This window comes from Streptomyces sp. NPDC041135, from assembly GCF_055592085.1.
In genome coordinates, this window is the sequence record NZ_JBVIYZ010000001.1 from 830,625 (window position 1) to 847,443 (window position 16,819).

Annotated in this window: 13 protein-coding genes; 7 read left to right on the top strand and 6 right to left on the bottom strand. The window is 72.9% G+C overall.

Annotated elements, in window-relative coordinates; translation table 11 throughout:
- Positions 1-11: 11 nt before the first annotated feature.
- A complete protein-coding gene (locus ACZ6CZ_RS03730) occupies positions 12-1,235 on the top strand; it encodes a DivIVA domain-containing protein (protein ID WP_469014096.1) in 1,224 nt (407 codons plus the stop codon).
- A 214-nt stretch (positions 1,236-1,449) separates the two neighbouring features.
- Here ACZ6CZ_RS03730 and ileS read toward each other — a convergent pair whose 3' ends face one another.
- On the bottom strand, positions 1,450-4,587 hold the full coding sequence (gene ileS, locus ACZ6CZ_RS03735; protein ID WP_469014098.1) for an isoleucine--tRNA ligase: 3,138 nt from the start codon (positions 4,585-4,587) through the stop codon (positions 1,450-1,452).
- Between the two features lie 641 nt (positions 4,588-5,228).
- Here ileS and ACZ6CZ_RS03740 point away from each other — a divergent pair.
- The 5 genes from ACZ6CZ_RS03740 (at position 5,229) to ACZ6CZ_RS03760 (ending at position 10,078) form a co-directional block, all read left to right on the top strand.
- Positions 5,229-6,260 (top strand): TraR/DksA family transcriptional regulator, encoded by a 1,032-nt coding sequence (locus tag ACZ6CZ_RS03740; protein WP_469014101.1) that lies wholly within the window; start codon positions 5,229-5,231, stop codon positions 6,258-6,260.
- 67 nt (positions 6,261-6,327) lie between these two features.
- Complete coding sequence (gene lspA / locus ACZ6CZ_RS03745) at positions 6,328-6,921, top strand: signal peptidase II (protein WP_469014102.1); 594 nt, start codon at positions 6,328-6,330, stop codon at positions 6,919-6,921.
- Positions 6,922-6,995: 74 nt separating this feature from the next.
- On the top strand, positions 6,996-7,940 hold the full coding sequence (locus ACZ6CZ_RS03750) for an RluA family pseudouridine synthase (protein WP_469014104.1): 945 nt from the start codon (positions 6,996-6,998) through the stop codon (positions 7,938-7,940).
- Positions 7,937-8,407, top strand: coding sequence for a GNAT family N-acetyltransferase (locus ACZ6CZ_RS03755; RefSeq protein WP_469014105.1), 471 nt, complete (start codon positions 7,937-7,939; stop codon positions 8,405-8,407). Before ACZ6CZ_RS03750 ends, ACZ6CZ_RS03755 begins: the two co-directional genes overlap by 4 nt.
- A gap of 84 nt (positions 8,408-8,491) precedes the next feature.
- Complete coding sequence (locus ACZ6CZ_RS03760) at positions 8,492-10,078, top strand: Na+/H+ antiporter (protein WP_469014107.1); 1,587 nt, start codon at positions 8,492-8,494, stop codon at positions 10,076-10,078.
- 19 nt (positions 10,079-10,097) lie between these two features.
- On the opposite strand, the gene ACZ6CZ_RS03765 is transcribed toward ACZ6CZ_RS03760, so the two are convergent.
- Complete coding sequence (locus ACZ6CZ_RS03765; protein WP_469014109.1) at positions 10,098-11,204, bottom strand: mechanosensitive ion channel family protein; 1,107 nt, start codon at positions 11,202-11,204, stop codon at positions 10,098-10,100.
- A 126-nt stretch (positions 11,205-11,330) separates the two neighbouring features.
- Between ACZ6CZ_RS03765 and ACZ6CZ_RS03770 the strand changes: the two genes are divergently transcribed.
- The gene (locus ACZ6CZ_RS03770) at positions 11,331-11,900 is read left to right on the top strand and encodes a dienelactone hydrolase family protein (protein ID WP_469014110.1); all 570 of its coding nucleotides are present in this window, start codon (positions 11,331-11,333) and stop codon (positions 11,898-11,900) included.
- Positions 11,901-11,952: 52 nt separating this feature from the next.
- Here the strand turns inward: ACZ6CZ_RS03770 and ACZ6CZ_RS03775 are convergent, their stop codons facing one another.
- From ACZ6CZ_RS03775 to ACZ6CZ_RS03790, 4 genes are all read right to left on the bottom strand, one after another.
- Positions 11,953-13,614 carry an alkaline phosphatase D family protein gene (locus tag ACZ6CZ_RS03775; protein WP_469014112.1) on the bottom strand — a complete coding sequence of 554 codons (1,662 nt, stop codon included), beginning with the start codon at positions 13,612-13,614 and terminating at the stop codon, positions 11,953-11,955.
- 128 nt (positions 13,615-13,742) lie between these two features.
- Positions 13,743-14,585, bottom strand: a complete 843-nt coding sequence (locus ACZ6CZ_RS03780) for a thioredoxin domain-containing protein (protein ID WP_469014113.1) — start codon at positions 14,583-14,585, stop codon at positions 13,743-13,745.
- Positions 14,586-14,666: 81 nt separating this feature from the next.
- On the bottom strand, positions 14,667-15,347 hold the full coding sequence (locus ACZ6CZ_RS03785) for a hypothetical protein (protein WP_469014114.1): 681 nt from the start codon (positions 15,345-15,347) through the stop codon (positions 14,667-14,669).
- A 66-nt stretch (positions 15,348-15,413) separates the two neighbouring features.
- A complete protein-coding gene (locus ACZ6CZ_RS03790; protein WP_469014116.1) occupies positions 15,414-16,754 on the bottom strand; it encodes a DUF2252 domain-containing protein in 1,341 nt (446 codons plus the stop codon).
- Positions 16,755-16,819 lie beyond the last annotated feature (65 nt).

The window sequence follows — 16,819 nt, forward strand, 5'->3', positions numbered from 1 at the left end:
GAGGTGAAGAGATGCCGTTGACCCCCGAGGACGTGCGGAACAAGCAGTTCACGACCGTCCGCCTCCGAGAAGGCTATGACGAGGACGAGGTCGATGCCTTCCTCGACGAGGTCGAAGCCGAACTGACCCGTCTGCTGCGCGAGAACGAGGACCTGCGCGCCAAGCTGGCCGCGGCCACCCGTGCCGCCGCGCAGAACCAGCAGAACATGCGCAAGCCTCCGGAGCAGCAGGACCAGCAGGGCATGCAGCAGCAGGGCATGCGCGGTCCCGGCGCTCCGGTGCCCGCCGGCATATCGGGCCCGCCGCAGCAGCAGATGGGCGGCCCCATGGGCGGCCCGCCGCAGCTGCCGAGCGGCGCCCCGCAGCTGCCCGCCGGCCCCGGCGGTCAGGGCGGCCCGCAGGGTCAGGGCCCGATGGGTCAGGGCCCGATGGGTCAGGGTCCCATGGGGCAGGGCTCGATGGGCCAGGGCTCGATGCAGGGTTCGATGGGTCAGGGCCCCATGGGCCAGGGCCCGATGGGTCAGGGTCCGATGGGCCAGGGTCCCATGGGCGGTCAGCCTCCCATGCAGCAGCAGATGGGCGGCCCGATGGGCGGTCCCATGGGTGGTCCGATGGGCGGCCCCGGTCAGGGTCCCGGCGGCGACAGCGCCGCGCGCGTCCTGTCGCTGGCCCAGCAGACCGCCGACCAGGCGATCGCCGAGGCCCGTTCCGAGGCCAACAAGATCGTCGGCGAGGCCCGCAGCCGCGCCGAGGGTCTGGAGCGGGACGCCCGTGCCAAGGCGGACGCGCTGGAGCGGGACGCGCAGGAGAAGCACCGCGTCGCCATGGGCTCCCTGGAGTCCGCGCGCGCCACGCTGGAGCGCAAGGTCGAGGATCTGCGCGGCTTCGAGCGCGAGTACCGCACCCGGCTGAAGTCGTACCTGGAGTCGCAGCTGCGTCAGCTGGAGACGCAGGCCGACGACTCCCTGGCCCCGCCGCGCACTCCGGCCACCGCCTCGCTGCCGCCGTCCCCGGCGCCCTCGATGGCCCCGGCCGGTGCGTCCGCCCCGTCGTACGGCGGCAACCAGGGCATGGGTGGCGGTCCGGCCCCGTCCGGCCCGTCCTACGGCGGCCAGCAGCAGATGACGCCGGCGATGACCCAGCCGATGGCTCCGGTCCGTCCGCAGGGCCCCTCGCCGATGGGTCAGGCGCCGTCGCCGATGCGTGGCTTCCTCATCGACGAGGACGACAACTGACGGCCGGCGCGGTCAGTAGTACGCCTTAGGCATCGGCAGCGTTCAGGGCGGGGCCCCGGATCCGAGGATCCGGGGCCCCGCCCTTGTGCCGTGTGCGGACGGTGCGCCCGGCCCCGCCGGTGGACCCGCGGGGCGGGGGGTGACCGCCCCGGTGACGGCGAAGGGCCCGACCCCCCGAGGGGGTCGGGCCCTTCGCCGTCACCGCGGGCGCCGGTTACGCCTTGCGCAGCCGGAAGGTGAGGGACAGACCCTCGTCCGTGAACGGCTCGCCGTAGCCGCCGTCCGCCTCGCCCTGGGCGAAGTCGGTGGCCAGCACCTCGTCGGCGATCAGACCGGCGTGCTCGCTCAGCGCGGCGACGACCGCCGGGTCGGTCGAGGTCCAGCGCAGCGCGATCCGGTCGGCGACGTCCAGGCCGCTGTTCTTGCGGGCTTCCTGGATCAGCCGGATCGCGTCCCGGGCCAGACCCGCCTGCCGCAGCTCCTCGGTGATCTCCAGGTCGAGGGCGACCGTGGCGCCGGAGTCGGAGGCGACCGACCAGCCCTCGCGCGGGGTCTCCGTGATGATCACCTCGTCGGGGGCCAGGGTGACCGTCTCCCCGTCGACCTCCACCGACGCCGTGCCCTCGCGCAGCGCCAGCGACAGCGCGGCGGCGTCGGCCGCGGCGACGGCCCTGGCCACGTCCTGCACCCGCTTGCCGAACCGCTTGCCCAGCGCGCGGAAGTTGGCCTTGGCGGTGGTGTCCACCAGGGAGCCGCCGACCTCGGACAGGGAGGCCAGCGAGGAGACGTTCAGCTCCTCGGTGATCTGGGCGTGCAGCTCCGCGTCCAGGGAGGCGAAGCCGGTGGCCGCGATCAGGGCACGCGACAGCGGCTGGCGGGTCTTGACGCCCGACTCCGCGCGCGTGGCGCGGCCCAGCTCCACCAGGCGGCGGACCAGGACCATCTGCTTCGACAGCTCCGGGTCGATGGCGTCCAGTTCAGCCTCCGGCCAGGTGGCCAGGTGCACGGACTCCGGGGCGCCGGGGGTGACCGGGACCACCAGGTCCTGCCAGACCCGTTCGGTGATGAACGGCGTCAGCGGGGCCATCAGCCGGGTGACCGTCTCCACCACCTCGTGCAGGGTGCGCAGCGCGGCCCTGTCGCCCTGCCAGAACCGGCGCCGGGAGCGGCGGACGTACCAGTTGGAGAGGTCGTCGACGAACGCGGACAGCAGCTTGCCGGCGCGCTGGGTGTCGTACGCCTCCAGGGCCTGGGTGACCTGGTCGGTGAGGGCGTGCAGCTCCGACAGCAGCCAGCGGTCCAGCACCGGACGGTCGGCCGGGGCCGGGTCCGCCGCGCTGGGCGCCCAGCCGGCCGTACGGGCGTACAGGGCCTGGAAGGCGACCGTGTTCCAGTACGTCAGCAGGGTCTTGCGGACGACCTCCTGGATGGTGCCGTGGCCGACGCGGCGGGCCGCCCACGGGGAGCCGCCGGCCGCCATGAACCAGCGCACCGCGTCCGCGCCGTGCTGGTCCATCAGCGGGATCGGCTGGAGGATGTTGCCCAGGTGCTTGGACATCTTCCGGCCGTCCTCGGCGAGGATGTGGCCCAGGCAGACGACGTTCTCGTACGACGACCGGTCGAAGACCAGCGTGCCGACCGCCATCAGGGTGTAGAACCACCCGCGGGTCTGGTCGATGGCCTCGGAGATGAACTGGGCCGGGTACCGGCTCTCGAACAGCTCCTTGTTCTTGTACGGGTAGCCCCACTGCGCGAACGGCATCGAGCCCGAGTCGTACCAGGCGTCGATGACCTCGGGCACGCGCGTGGCCGTCGCGTCGCACTGCGGGCAGGGGAAGGTCACGTCGTCGATGAACGGGCGGTGCGGGTCGAGACCGGACTGGTCGGTGCCGGTCAGCTCGGTCAGCTCCGCCCGGGAGCCGACGCAGGTGAGGTGGTCGTCCGGGCAGCGCCAGATGGGCAGCGGGGTGCCCCAGTAGCGGTTGCGGGACAGCGCCCAGTCGATGTTGTTGTTCAGCCAGTCGCCGAAGCGGCCGTGCTTGACGGTGTCCGGGAACCAGTTCGTCTTCTCGTTCTCCTCGAGAAGACGGTCCTTGACGGCGGTCGTCCGGATGTACCAGGACGGCTGCGCGTAGTAGAGCAGCGCGGTGTGGCAGCGCCAGCAGTGCGGGTAGCTGTGCTCGTAGGGCAGGTGCCGGAACAGCAGGCCGCGCTCCAGGAGGTCCTCGGTGAGCTTCTCGTCGGCCTTCTTGAAGAAGACGCCGCCGACCAGGGGGACCTCGTCCTCGAAGGTGCCGTCGGGGCGGACCGGGTTCACCACGGGCAGGCCGTAGGAGCGGCAGACCCTGAGGTCGTCCTCACCGAAGGCGGGGGACTGGTGGACCAGGCCCGTGCCGTCCTCGGTGGTGACGTACTCGGCGTTGACGACGTAGTGGGCGGGCTCCGGGAACTCGATCAGCTCGAACGGACGCCGGTAGCCCCAGCGCTCCATCTCGGCGCCGGTGAAGGTCTGCCCGGTGGCCTCCCAGCCCTCGCCGAGCGCCTTGGCCAGCAGCGGCTCGGCGACGACGAGCTGCTCCCGCCCGTCGGTGGCGACGACGTAGGTGACCTCGGGGTGGGCGGCGACCGCCGTGTTGGACACCAGGGTCCAGGGCGTCGTCGTCCACACCAGCAGTGCGGCCCGGCCGGCCAGCGGGCCGGAGGTGAGCGGGAAGCGGACGTACACGGACGGGTCGACGACCGTCTCGTAGCCCTGCGCCAGCTCGTGGTCCGACAGGCCGGTGCCGCAGCGCGGGCACCAGGGGGCGACGCGGTGGTCCTGGACCAGCAGGCCCTTGCCGAAGATCTCCTTCAGCGACCACCAGACCGACTCGATGTACTCCGGGTCCATCGTGACGTAGGCCTCTTCGAGGTCGACCCAGTAGCCCATGCGGGTCGTCAGCTCGGCGAAGGCGTCGGTGTGGCGCAGCACGGACGCGCGGCAGCGGTCGTTGAACTCGGCGATGCCGAACGCCTCGATGTCCTTCTTGCCGGAGAAGCCCAGCTCCTTCTCCACCGCCAGCTCCACCGGGAGGCCGTGGCAGTCCCAGCCCGCCTTGCGGGCCACGTGGTAGCCGCGCATGGTGCGGAAGCGCGGGAAGACGTCCTTGAAGACGCGCGCCTCGATGTGGTGGGCACCGGGCATGCCGTTGGCCGTGGGCGGGCCCTCGTAGAACACCCACTCGGGGCGGCCCTGGGACTGCTCCAGGCTCTTGGCGAAGATCTTCTGCTCGCGCCAGAAGTCGAGCACGGCGTGCTCGAGCGCGGGCAGGTCGACCTGGGCGGGCACCTGGCGGTACGTCGGCGCTGTCATCTGCGGGCTTCCTCCAACGGACTTGCTGCCTTCCGTCGGAGGGACGAGAGCCGGATGCCTTCCGGACGCCGTGTGCGGCGCGCTCCCGCGGTACCACCCTCCTTGGCCCTCCGGACGCCGTGCGCGCCGGTGAGCCCCCTCATTGGGGTCGCGAGCCGGTTCTACTCGCCCGGGGCGGACCTGTGGGTGCGGCCCGCGGTCCGGGGCTTTCTTCCGGCGGCTCCGGGGTGATCTTCACGTCGCGCTCGCCCCCGGGCTCACACCGTCCCCGGGTCGCTCTGGGCCGCCTACGCCGCTACTCGTCCCCATCCACGCTTTTCGCTCCGCCCAGTGTACGGCGCCGCGCGGACAGCGGCCGACCGCTTTTCCGCCCGCCGCGGGCACGCAGGCGTGGGGGGCACCGGCGGCGCCTGGACGACCCCGGATGGCCGGGTGCGCCGGGACGGCTCCGGGGTGCCCGGGGGGTCGGCTCCCGGGCGGATTACCCGGCGGGGAGCTGGGCACAACGGAGGCATGCCTGCGCACGGGGGGCGCGGGGCGGGCGGATCGGGCGGCGTGCCCCGTTGCCGCGGGACTCGAGTCGATTTATCGTCCCAGCACGATTCGCGTGCAAGATCACAATATGTGAAGGGGCCGCGGCCATGGTGGCGAAGAAGACCGCCGTACAGCAGTCGGCGTCCGGCAGATCCGGGGGCGCGGTCGCCTCCGGCGCTGCGCCCGCCCCGGCCGGCGGGACCGAGGAGGCCGCCGGAGCCGCGAAGGCCGCCGGAGCCGGGAAGGCCGCCGGAGCCGGGAAGGCCGCGGGGAAGCGGACGGGCGGTACGGCGAGGACCGCGGGGAAGGCTGCGGGGAGGACCGCGGAAAGGGTCCGGCAGGGTGCGGCGGGGAAGGCTGGGAGAACGGCTGGGAAGGCCGCGGCCGGGAAGCCGGGAGGGAAGGCGGCGGCGAGGACCGCACACAAGGCGGCGGACGGGGCGACCGGCACGGTGACGGGCGAGGCGGCGGAGCAGGTGACGGACGGGACGGCGGGAGCGGTGACGCGGAAGGCGGTCGCGAGGACCGCGCAGGAGCGGGCGGACGCCGGCTCCGGCAAGGGCGCGGCCCACGGGGGCGGCGCCTCCACGGGGGCGGCCGGCAAGAGCACGGCCAAGAAGGCGGGTGCGGCGCGGGCCGCGAAGCAGACGGGAGCCACGACAGTGGTTGCGAAGAAGACTCCTGGCACGGCCACGGCGGCGGACACCGCCGTACCCAAGGCACGGATCGCCGCGGCGGAGCCCGGCGAACTCGCCGTGCGCCCGGGCGAGGACCCCTGGACCCCGCAGGAGGCCGAGGAGGCCCGCGCGGAGCTGATGAACGAGGTGGACCGGCTGCGCACCGAGATCAGCTCCTCGGAGTCGTCCCTGGCCGGCCTGATGCGTGACTCCGGCGACGGGGCGGGCGACGACCAGGCGGACACCGGCACCAAGAACATCACCCGCGAGCACGAGCTGGCGCTGGCCGCCAACGCGCGCGAGATGCTGCTGCAGACCGAGCGCGCCCTGGAGCGGCTGGACGCGGGCACCTACGGCCTGTGCGAGATCTGCGGCCAGGCCATCGGCAAGGCCCGGATGCAGGCCTTCCCCCGGGCCACCCTGTGCGTGGAGTGCAAACAGAAGCAGGAACGCCGGTACTGAGCACGGAGGTCCCGCGGGGCGTGCCGTAGTCTCGTCCCCAGTCAGGCACCTAGGTCGAGGGACTCACGTGACAGAGGCGGAACGCATCATCGGTACGCCGGACACCCCGGACGGGGGCGGCGAACACGCGGCGGCGGGTGCGCCCGCCGATGGGCGGACGGTCGCGGACCGGCGGCGCGGCCGCCGGGTCGTCGTGCTGTTCGCGGTGGCCACGTTCGCGTACGCCCTCGACCTGATCAGCAAGATGCTGGTGGTCTCCCGGCTGGAGCACCACGCGCCGATCGAGGTCGTCGGGGACTGGCTGGAGTTCCACGCCATCCGCAACCCCGGCGCGGCCTTCGGCTTCGGCGCGGCCTTCACGGTCATCTTCACGCTGATCGCGGCTGCCGTGATCGGTGTGATCATCCGGCTGGCCCGCAAGCTCTACAGCCTGCCCTGGGCCATTGCGCTCGGCCTGCTGCTCGGCGGTGCGCTCGGCAACCTCACCGACCGGATCTTCCGGGCGCCCGGCGTCTTCGAGGGCGAGGTGGTCGACTTCATCGCGCCCAAGGGGTTCGCGGTGTTCAACCTGGCCGACTCGGCGATCGTCTGCGGCGGCATCCTGATCGTGCTGCTGTCCTTCCGCGGGCTCGACCCGGACGGCACCGTCCACAAGGACTGACCGGACGGCACCGTCCGCCAGGGCTGAGCGGGCGCGCGGACGGCACCGCGGGCGCCGTCCGGCATACTCGTCGGGTGAGTACGCTTCCCGAGATCCGAACCCTGCCCGTGCCCGACGGCCTGGAGGGCGAGCGCGTCGACGCCGCCATCTCCCGCATGTTCGGCTTCTCCCGTACCAAGGCGGCGGAGCTGGCCGCCGCGGGCAAGGTCCAGGTCGACGGCGCCGTGGTCGGCAAGTCCGAGCGGGTGCACGGCGGCGCCTGGCTCGAGGTCGAGATGCCGCAGGCGCCCGCGCCGGTGCAGGTGGTCGCCGAGCCGGTCGAGGGCATGGAGATCGTGCACGACGACGACGACGTGGTCGTGATCGTCAAGCCGGTCGGCGTCGCCGCGCACCCGTCGCCGGGCTGGACCGGCCCGACCGTCATCGGCGGCCTCGCCGCCGCCGGGTACCGGATCTCCACCTCCGGCGCCGCCGAGCGCCAGGGCATCGTGCACCGCCTCGACGTGGGCACCTCCGGCCTGATGGTGGTCGCCAAGTCCGAGTACGCGTACACGTCGCTCAAGCGCCAGTTCAAGGAGCGCACGGTCGACAAGCGCTACCACGCCCTCGTCCAGGGCCACCCGGACCCGACGAGCGGCACGATCGACGCCCCGATCGGCCGCCACCCCCAGCACGACTACAAGTGGGCCGTCACCGCCGAGGGCAAGCCCTCCGTCACCCACTACGACCTCATCGAGGCCTTCCGCGCCGCCTCCCTGCTCGACGTGAAGCTGGAGACCGGCCGCACCCACCAGATCCGCGTCCACATGGCCGCCCACCGCCACCCCTGCGTCGGCGACCTCACCTACGGCGCCGACCCGACGCTCGCCAAGCGGCTGGGGCTGACCCGCCAGTGGCTGCACGCCGTCCGGCTCGGCTTCGAGCACCCCGGGGACGGCCGCTGGGCGGAGTTCGCCTGCGACTACCCGCAGGACCTCCAGGAGGCGCTCGACCAGGTCCGCGAGGAGACCTACGCGTGAGCACGCCGCCGTACGAGGTCCGCGTCGCCGACGGCCCCGCCGACCGCGAGGCCTGTTTCGCGGTGCGCAAGGAGGTCTTCGTCGCCGAGCAGGGCGTGCCCGAGGAGATCGAGTACGACGCCTACGACGCGACCGCCCTGCACGTCCTGGCGGTGCGCCCGGACGGCCGCCCGCTGGGCACCGGCCGGCTGCTGTCCGGCGCGGCGGCCGCGGCGAAGACCGGCGGGGACCCCTCGGTGGGCTCCCTGGGTCGGCTCGCCGTGGCCCGGGACGCGCGCGGCCTGGGCGTCGGCGCGGCGCTGGTGCGGGCCGTCGAGGAGGCGGCACGCGCGCGTGGCCTGACCGCGGTGGACCTGCACGCGCAGACCCACGCCCTGGGCTTCTACGAACGGCTCGGCTACGAGGCGTACGGACCGGAGTTCGAGGACGCCGGGATACCGCACCGGTCCATGCGGCGCGCGCTGTAGCGGGACCCGAGGCGGCCGGTCCGGCGCGGGGCGTGGCAGGCTGGAAACCTGCCGTTGATCGTCGACCCCCGGGAGCGCCCCGCCGTGGATCAGTTGGCCCTGTTGTTCGTGTTGCTGCTCGGGGCCCTGGTGAGCGTCCCGGTGGGTGACCGGTTCGGGGTGCCGGCACCGGTGCTGATGACCTTGTTCGGCGGAGTCCTGGCGGTGGCCGACTTCGTGCCCAACGTCGACATCCCGCCCGGGCTGATCCTGCCCGCGCTGCTGCCGCCGCTGCTCTACGCGGCCGTACGCCGCACGTCCTGGCGGCAGTTCGCGGCCAACAAGCGCCCCATCTTCCTGCTGGCCGTCGCGCTGGTCTTCGTCACGATGGTCTGCGTGGCCGCCGTCGCCCACGCGATCGTGCCCGGGCTGCCGGTCGCGGCCGCGGTGGCGCTGGGCGCGCTGATCGCCCCGCCCGACCCGGTGGCCGCCACCGCCGTCGCCGGGCAGCTGGGGCTGCCGCGCCGGCTGGTGTCCATCCTGGAGGGCGAGGGGCTGTTCAACGACGTCACGGCCATCGTGCTCTACCACGTGGCGATCGCCGCGGCCGTCAGCGGCGACTTCTCGCCGTGGAGCGCCGGCCTCGACCTGGTGCTGTCGGCCGTGGTCGCGGTCGCCGTCGGGCTGGCGCTGGGCTGGGGCGCCAACCGGCTGATGGACCTGCTGGGGGACGCCACCCTGCAGATCGGGATGACCCTGCTGGTGCCGTACGCCTCCTACGTGCTGGCGGAGGAGCTGCACGGTTCCGGGGTGCTCGCCGTGCTCACCACCGCCCTGTTCCTCGCCGAGTACGCCACCGACGCCGACGACGTGATGACCCGGCTCGCCGGGCACACCTTCTGGGACATCATCGACACCCTGGTCACGGGCGTCGCCTTCGGGCTGATCGGCCTCGAACTGCACAACGCCATCCGCACGGCGTCCGGGCGCTGGGGCGAGCTGCTCGGCTGGGCGGCCGCCGTCGCGGGCGTCGTGGTGCTCGTACGGCTGCTGTGGCTGCTGCCGGCCACCTGGCTGACCAACCGGCTGCACGCCCGGCGGGACTACGACGAGGAGATCCCGGTGGGCTGGCGGGAGACCGTCGTGATGTGGTGGTCCGGGATGCGCGGGGTGGCCTCGGTGGCGCTGGCCCTCGCCATTCCGCTCACCACGGACGACGGCTCCCCGTTCCCCGACCGGGACGAGATCGTCTTCATCGCCTTCGGTGTGATCATCGCCACGCTGGTGCTCCAGGGGCTCACCCTGCCGTGGCTGGTCAAGCGGCTCGGGGTGCGCGCCGACTCCGAGCACGAGAAGGAACTGGAGAAGCAGCTGGCCGTACGGGCGGCGAAGGCCGCCAAGCGCAGGCTGCGGGAGATCGAGCAGGTGGAGGACCTGCCCGAGGAACTGTCCGAGCAGATGCTGCGGCGGGCCTTCGACATCGGCATCCGGATCAGCCCGGACATGGGCGAGGAGGGGCGCCGGGAGGCCCAGCACCAGCGGGCCACCCGGTTGAAGCGGGTCCGGCGCATCCAGGGCGAGATGCTGAGCGCGGCCCGGCACGAGATCCTGGCGGCCCGCAGCGAGCCGGGCGCGGACCCGGAGATCGTGGACCGGGTGCTGCGCCACCTCGACGTGCGCAGCCTGCGGTGAGCACCCCCGCCGGCGGGGGTCAGCCCCGGCCGGTGCGGGGGAACTCGTAGGCCTTGCGCAGGGTCGCCCGGTCCGGGGAGGGCACGCGGCTGGGCGGGAGCACGGCCTCCGCGGTGTTCACGCGCGGCAGCGCGTAGGGGTGCTGGGCGGACAACCAGCCGATCATCTGCTCCCGGACCGTGACCCGCACCGTCCAGATGTCGTCGGCGTCCTTGGCGGTGACCAGGGCGCGCACCTGGATGGTGTTCTGCGTGGCCTCGGTCACCTGGAGGCCGTAGGCGCGGCCGTCCCAGGCGGAGCAGTGGCGCAGGATGTCGCGGAGCTTCTCGCGCATCGCCTCGATGGGCGCGCTGTGGTCGAGGTACCAGTAGACGATGCCGGTCATCTGCGGGGTGCCCCGCGACCAGTTCTCGAACGGCTTGGACGTGAAGTACGACACCGGCATGGTGATCCGGCGCTCGTCCCAGGTCCGCACGGTCAGGAAGGTCAGGGTGATCTCCTCGACCGTGCCCCACTCGCCCTCCACCACGACCGTGTCGCCGATGCGCACCATGTCGCCGAAGGCGATCTGCAGCCCGGCGAAGATGTTGGACAGGGTGGACTGGGCGGCGACACCGGCGACGATGCCCAGGATGCCGGCCGAGGCCAGCAGCGAGGCACCGGCCGCGCGCATCGCCGGGAAGGTCAGCAGCATCGAGGCGATCGCCACCACGATGACGACCGCGGACACGACCCGCATGATCAGCTCGACCTGGGTGCGCACCCGGCGCACCCGGGCCACGTCCCGGTGGACGCGCGCGTACCGGCTGTAGGAGGTCTCGACGATCGCCGCGGCGATCCGGATGGCCAGCCAGGCGGCCGAGCCGATCAGCACCAGCGTCAGCCCGCGGCCGACGGCGACCTGGTGCGGTTGCAGCAGCTGCGCCTGGTCGTAGGAGCCTCTGAGCAGGGCGGCGCACAGCACCAGCTGGTAGGGGATGCGGGCGCGCCGCAGCAGCCCCCACAGGGGTGACTCGGAATGTCGTCGGTCGGCCTTGCGCAGCAGCCGGTCGGTGGCCCAGCCGATGGCCAGGGTGAGCAGTACCGAGCTGCCGATCACGATCAGGGGGCGGAGCACGTTCTCCATGCCTGCGCACCTAACCGGCCTCGGGGGGTGATGAACATGTGTGTTCCGCGCCCGCCCGGGTATGAGGGGCGGCTCCCGCCCGGGCCGCGCCGCGAGGTGGCTTCAGCGGGCTGGCACCATGGCCTCATGAACATCATGCTCTTTCACTCGGCCTACGGGCTGCGGCCCGCGGTGCGCGACGCCGCGGACCGGCTGCGCGGCGCCGGACACGAGGTGTGGACCCCGGACCTGTTCGAGGGGCACACCTTCGACACGGTCGAGGAGGGCATGACGTTCAAGGACCGGACCGGCAAGGACGAGCTGCTGAAGCGGGCGGTGCTCGCGGCGGCGCCCTACTCGGAGCGGGGCCTGGTGTACGCCGGGTTCTCCATGGGCGCCTCCGTCGCGCAGACCCTGGCCCTCGGCGACGAACGCGCCCGCGGCCTGCTGCTCCTGCACGGCACCTCGGACATCGCGCCGAACGCCCACGTGGACGACCTGCCGGTGCAGCTGCACGTGGCCGACCCGGACGCCTTCGAGCCGGACGACTGGCTGAACGCCTGGTACCTGCGGATGGGCCGGGCGGGCGCGGACGTCGAGGTGTACCGGTACGCCGGGGCCGGCCACCTCTACACCGACCCCGGCCTGCCGGACCACGACGCGGAGGCCGCCGAGGCCACCTGGCGGGTGGCGCTCGGCTTCCTCGAGAGCCTGTGACGCAAGACCCGTCTCCGGGACAGCCCGTGACGGAGGGTCCGTCAGGGGGCGGTCACACGGGGTCGTAGGTGCGCTCCACCTTCTGGGTGCCGCTGCGGGTGCGGTACGAGCGGGCCCAGGCGGAGGTGGCGTGCGGGTCGGTGCGGTCGGACAGGACGTAGTAGTCCATCTGGGCCCGGTCGGCCGTGATGTCCAGCACGCCGTAGCCGTGCCGGTCGGTGTCGACCCAGTGGACGTGCCGGTTGGCCGCGCGGATCACCGGTGCGGCGACCGCCGAGACGGTGCCCTCGGGGACCTTGGTGAGGTCGTCGAGGTTGTCGGAGGTGATGGAGGTCACCACGAACTCGGTGGCCGCGGACGCCGACAGCGGATACGTCCCCGCGTCCACCGGCACGTCGTTGGCCCACGCCATGTGGATGTCGCCGGTCAGGAAGACGGTGTTGCGGATGGCGTTCGCGCGCAGGTGGGCGAGGAGTTCGCGGCGGTCGTCGGTGTAGCCGTCCCACTGGTCGGTGTTGAGGGCGATGCCCTCCTGCGGCAGCCCGAGCAGCTTGGCGAGCGGCTTGAGCAGGTCGGCGGAGAGGGCGCCGATGGCGAACGGCGAGATCATCACCGAGTTGCCGACCAGCCGCCAGGTGGTGTCGGAGGCCTTCAGACCGGCCTTCAGCCAGTCCAGCTGGGCCCGCCCGGTGAGCGTGCGGTCGGGGTCGTCGACCGAGCCGCTGGCGGTGGAGGCCTGCTGGGAGCGGAAGGAGCGCAGGTCCAGCAGGGACAGGTCGGCGAGCCTGCCGAAGCGCAGCCGGCGGTAGGTGGTGCCCGCGACGGCCGGGCGGACCGGCATCCACTCGAAGTAGGCCTGCTTGGCGGCCGCCTGACGGGCGCTCCAGGTGCCCTCGGCGCCCTCGGTGTGGTTGACGGCGCCGCCGGACCAGGCGTTGTCGGCGAACTCGTGGTCGTCCCAGATGGCGATGACCGGCGCCCTGTGGTGCAGCGCCTGAAGATCCGGGTCGGTCTTGTACCGGCCGTGCCGGGTGCGGTAGTCGGCGAGGGTGAGGATCTCGTTCGCGGGCGCGTGCGGGCGCACGACCGTGCCCCGGGTGCCGTACTCGCCGGACTTGTACTCGTAGATGTAGTCGCCGAGGTGCAGCCAGGCGTCGAGGTCGGAGCGGGCGGCGAGGTGGCGGTAGGCGGAGAACCAGCCGGCCTCCCAGTTGGCGCAGGACACCACGCCGAAGCGCAGGCCGCCGACCGCCGCGTCCGCCGCCGGCGCGGTGCGGGTGCGCGCCGCCGGGGAGTCGGTGCCGCCGGCCGAGAAGCGGAACCAGTAGTCGGTGGCCGGCTCCAGACCGCGGATGTCGGCCTTGACGGTGTGGTCGGAGGCGGCCGTCGCGGTGAGGGAACCGCGGGCGACGACGTCCGTGAGGGCCTTGTCCCGGGCGACGACCCAGCTCACCTCGGTGTCCGGGCCGATCCCTGAGCCGGGTATGGCGTCGGCGGTCGGCGTCACCCGGGTCCACAGCAGGATGCCGTCGGGCAGCGGGTCGCCGGAGGCGACGCCGTGCAGGAAGGCGGGGGTGTCCGTGGCGGCCCGGGCGGGCAGGGCGGCGGCGAGCGGGCCGGCCAGGACAGCAGTGGCCGCCGCGGCCCTGACGACCGTACGGCGGCTCGGCGTGAGGGAGTTGAGGCCCTCCGGTGTTCTGTATCGACTGGTCACGAGCGATCAGGTTACTGCTCGGTATGTGAGACGGGCGGGCGAACGCGCAAAGTTCGCCCACCCGTCACCGCGGCGCCAGTCCCGTCACCGCGACGCCTGACCCCGCCCCTTCGCCGGGGCGGCGGGCCTCAGCCCTTGAGGGCCGCATCCACCGCGGAGGTGAAGTCCGCCACCGTCATGGGCGGGTTGCCCTGGCTGTCGGTGGTGAGCTTCTTGCCGTCCATGACGAAGCTCGGGGTGCCCGTCACGCCGTCCTTGTTGGTGTCGAAGGTCTTCGACATGGCGACCGCCCAGGCGTCGTACGTGCCCTTCTCCACCGCCTTGCGGAAGGCGGCGTTGCCCTTCAGCGCCGGGACGGTGTCGGCCACCTTGATGAGGTAGTCGTCGCTCTTGAAGGTGTCGCTGGTCTCCTCGGGGTGCCACTTGGCGGAGTACAGCGCGGTCTTGTACTCGAGGAACGCGTCGGTGGAGACGTTCAGCGCGGCGCCCATGGCGCTCATCGCGTTCTTGGAGCCCTGGCCGTTGGAGCCGATCTTGCCCTTGCCCAGCGAGTCGCCGTCGATGAAGGTGCCGCCGATGTACTGGATCTTGAACTTGCCGTCGTCGAGGTCCTTCTTCACCGTCGGGCCCACGGTCTGCTCGAACTGGGCGCAGATCGGGCAGCGCGGGTCCTCGTAGACCTTCAGGGTCTTCTTGGCGTCGGCCTTGCCGATGACGACGGTGGTGCCGTCGGTGCCCGTGGTGTGGGCCGGGGCGACCACCTTGGCGTCCTTCAGGCCCTCCCAGTAGCTGGGCTTGTTGGCCTGGACGACGGCGTAGCCTATGCCGCCCGCCGCCGCCAGCACGGCCACGACCGAACCGGCCACGACGGCCTGCCGCTTGACCTTGGCGCGCTTGGCCTGCCTCTCGCGCTCCAGCCGCAGCCGCTCCCGGGCCGCCGTCTTCTCCGTCTTGCTGTTCCGCTTGCTCATCTCGGTGATCTCCAGGTGGGACGCGCACGGGCCGTGCGCGGGATACGTGTGGGGAAGTGCTCGGTGCTCGGTGCTCGGTGTTCAGGCGAGGGCCGGGGAGCACGGCGGTCCACGCCGTCCCAGGGAATGCACGAGGAGCCGGTCGCGGGCGGCGGCGGCCCGCGGCGCCGGGCGCGGCAGCCGGCGTACCGGGGCCCGCCGCACCGCCGCCACCGCGGCTGCGGCGAGCAGCAGCGGCCGGAAGGCGGTCGCGGCGGCCGCGCGCAGCGACTGGCCCAGCGCCCGCTCGCCCCGGCGCAGCCAGGCGGCGGCGAGCAGGCCCACGCCGAGGTGCGCGGCGAGCAGCAGCCAGCCGGTGGCCGGGCCGGCGTGCGTGAGCGGGGCGGGGGCGGGGCCGCCGGTCACCCCGGCCAGCCGGGTGCCCACGGCGCCGCCGTGGCACAGCACGTCGATGCCGACCGCGCGCAGCGGGCCGGCGAGGGGGCCGCCCGCGCGGCCGTAGCAGGCGTGCTGACCGGTGGTGAACACGGTGTCGGCGGCCAGTTCCAGCGGGACCAGCAGGGCGGCGATGGCGCCGAAGCCCCGCTCGCGGCCCGCCAGCGCGTACGCGGCGGCGAAGACGCCGCAGGCGACGGCCAGGACCGTCGCCGGCGGCAGCGGGGCCCGGGACAGCAGCACGTGCGACGCGGCGGCGAGCGTCACGGTGAAAGCCGTGAACAGCGCCGCGCGCACGGCTCTGAACTGGGTCCCGGATATGTCCATGGCGGAGGAGAGTCTGTCACGTCCCCGGGTAAGCGACCCCTAAAGGGCGGCTGTGAGTCCGGGACGTCACAGCCCCGGGATACGGCCGTTGCGGAACAGGTCCACGAAGATCTGGTGGTCAGCCCGCGCGCGCGCGCCGTAGCTGTGCGCGAAGTCGGTCAGCAGGGGCCCGAAGCCCTCCTCGTCGGCCGCGATGGCCGCGTCGATGGCCCGCTCGGTGGAGAACGGCACCAGGGACTCGCCGGACTGGTCGTCCGCCGCCGCGTGCATGGCGGCGGTGGCCCGGCCCAGGTCGGCGACGACGGCCGCGATCTCCTCCGGCTCGTCGATGTCGGCCCAGTCCAGGTCGACGGCGTACGGCGAGACCTCGGCGACCAGCTGCCCGGCGCCGTCCAGCTCGGTCCAGCCCAGCCAGGGGTCGGCGTGCGCCTGGAGGGCGCGCTGCGAGATCACCGTGCGGTGGCCCTCGTGCACGAAGTAGTCACGGACCGCCGGGTCGGTGATGTGCCGGGAGACGGCCGGGGTCTGGGCCTGCTTGATGTAGATCACCACGTCGTTCTCCAGGGCGTCGCTGTGGCCCTCCAGGAGGATGTTGTACGACGGCAGCCCGGCCGATCCGATGCCGATCCCGCGCCGGCCGACGACGTCCTTGACGCGGTAGGAGTCCGGGCGGGCCAGGGAGGTCTCGGGGAGCGTCTCCAGGTAGCCGTCGAAGGCGGCCAGCACCTTGTAGCGGGTGGCGGCGTCCAGCTCGATGGAGCCGCCGCCCGGCGCGAAGCGGCGCTCGAAGTCGCGGATCTCGGTCATCGACTCCAGCAGCCCGAAGCGGGTCATCGCGCGGGCGTCACGCAGCGCGTCCAGCAGCGGGCCCTGCGCGGTGTCCAGGGTGAAGGGCGGCACCTCGTCGCGCTTGGCGCCGGTGGCCAGGGCGTGGATGCGCTCGCGGTAGGCGGCCGCGTAGACGCCGACCAGCTCGGTGATCTGGTCGTCGCTGAGCGCCTTGGCGTACCCGATGAGGGCGACCGAGGCGGCGAACCGCTTCAGGTCCCAGGTGAAGGGGCCGACGTACGCCTCGTCGAAGTCGTTGACGTTGAAGACCAGGCGGCCGTTGGAGTCCATGTAGGTGCCGAAGTTCTCCGCGTGCAGGTCGCCGTGGATCCACACGCGCGAGGTGCGCTCGTCCAGGTACGGGCCGCCCCGCCTGGAACCGAACTCCTTGTTCGACGTCAGGTCGTGGTAGAAGAGGCCCGCCGTGCCCCGGTAGAACGCGAAGGCCGAGGCCGCCATCTTCCGGAACTTCACGTGGAACGCGGCCGGATCGGCGGCCAGGAGCCGGCCGAAGGCGGTGTCGAAGACGGCGAGGATCTCCTCGCCGCGCTGCTCGTCGCTGAGCTGGGGGACCGACATCGCTGGGTGCCTCCTGGTGCGGGGTGGTGCGTGACATGGGGTGCGCGGCGGGTGCCGCGTGCCGT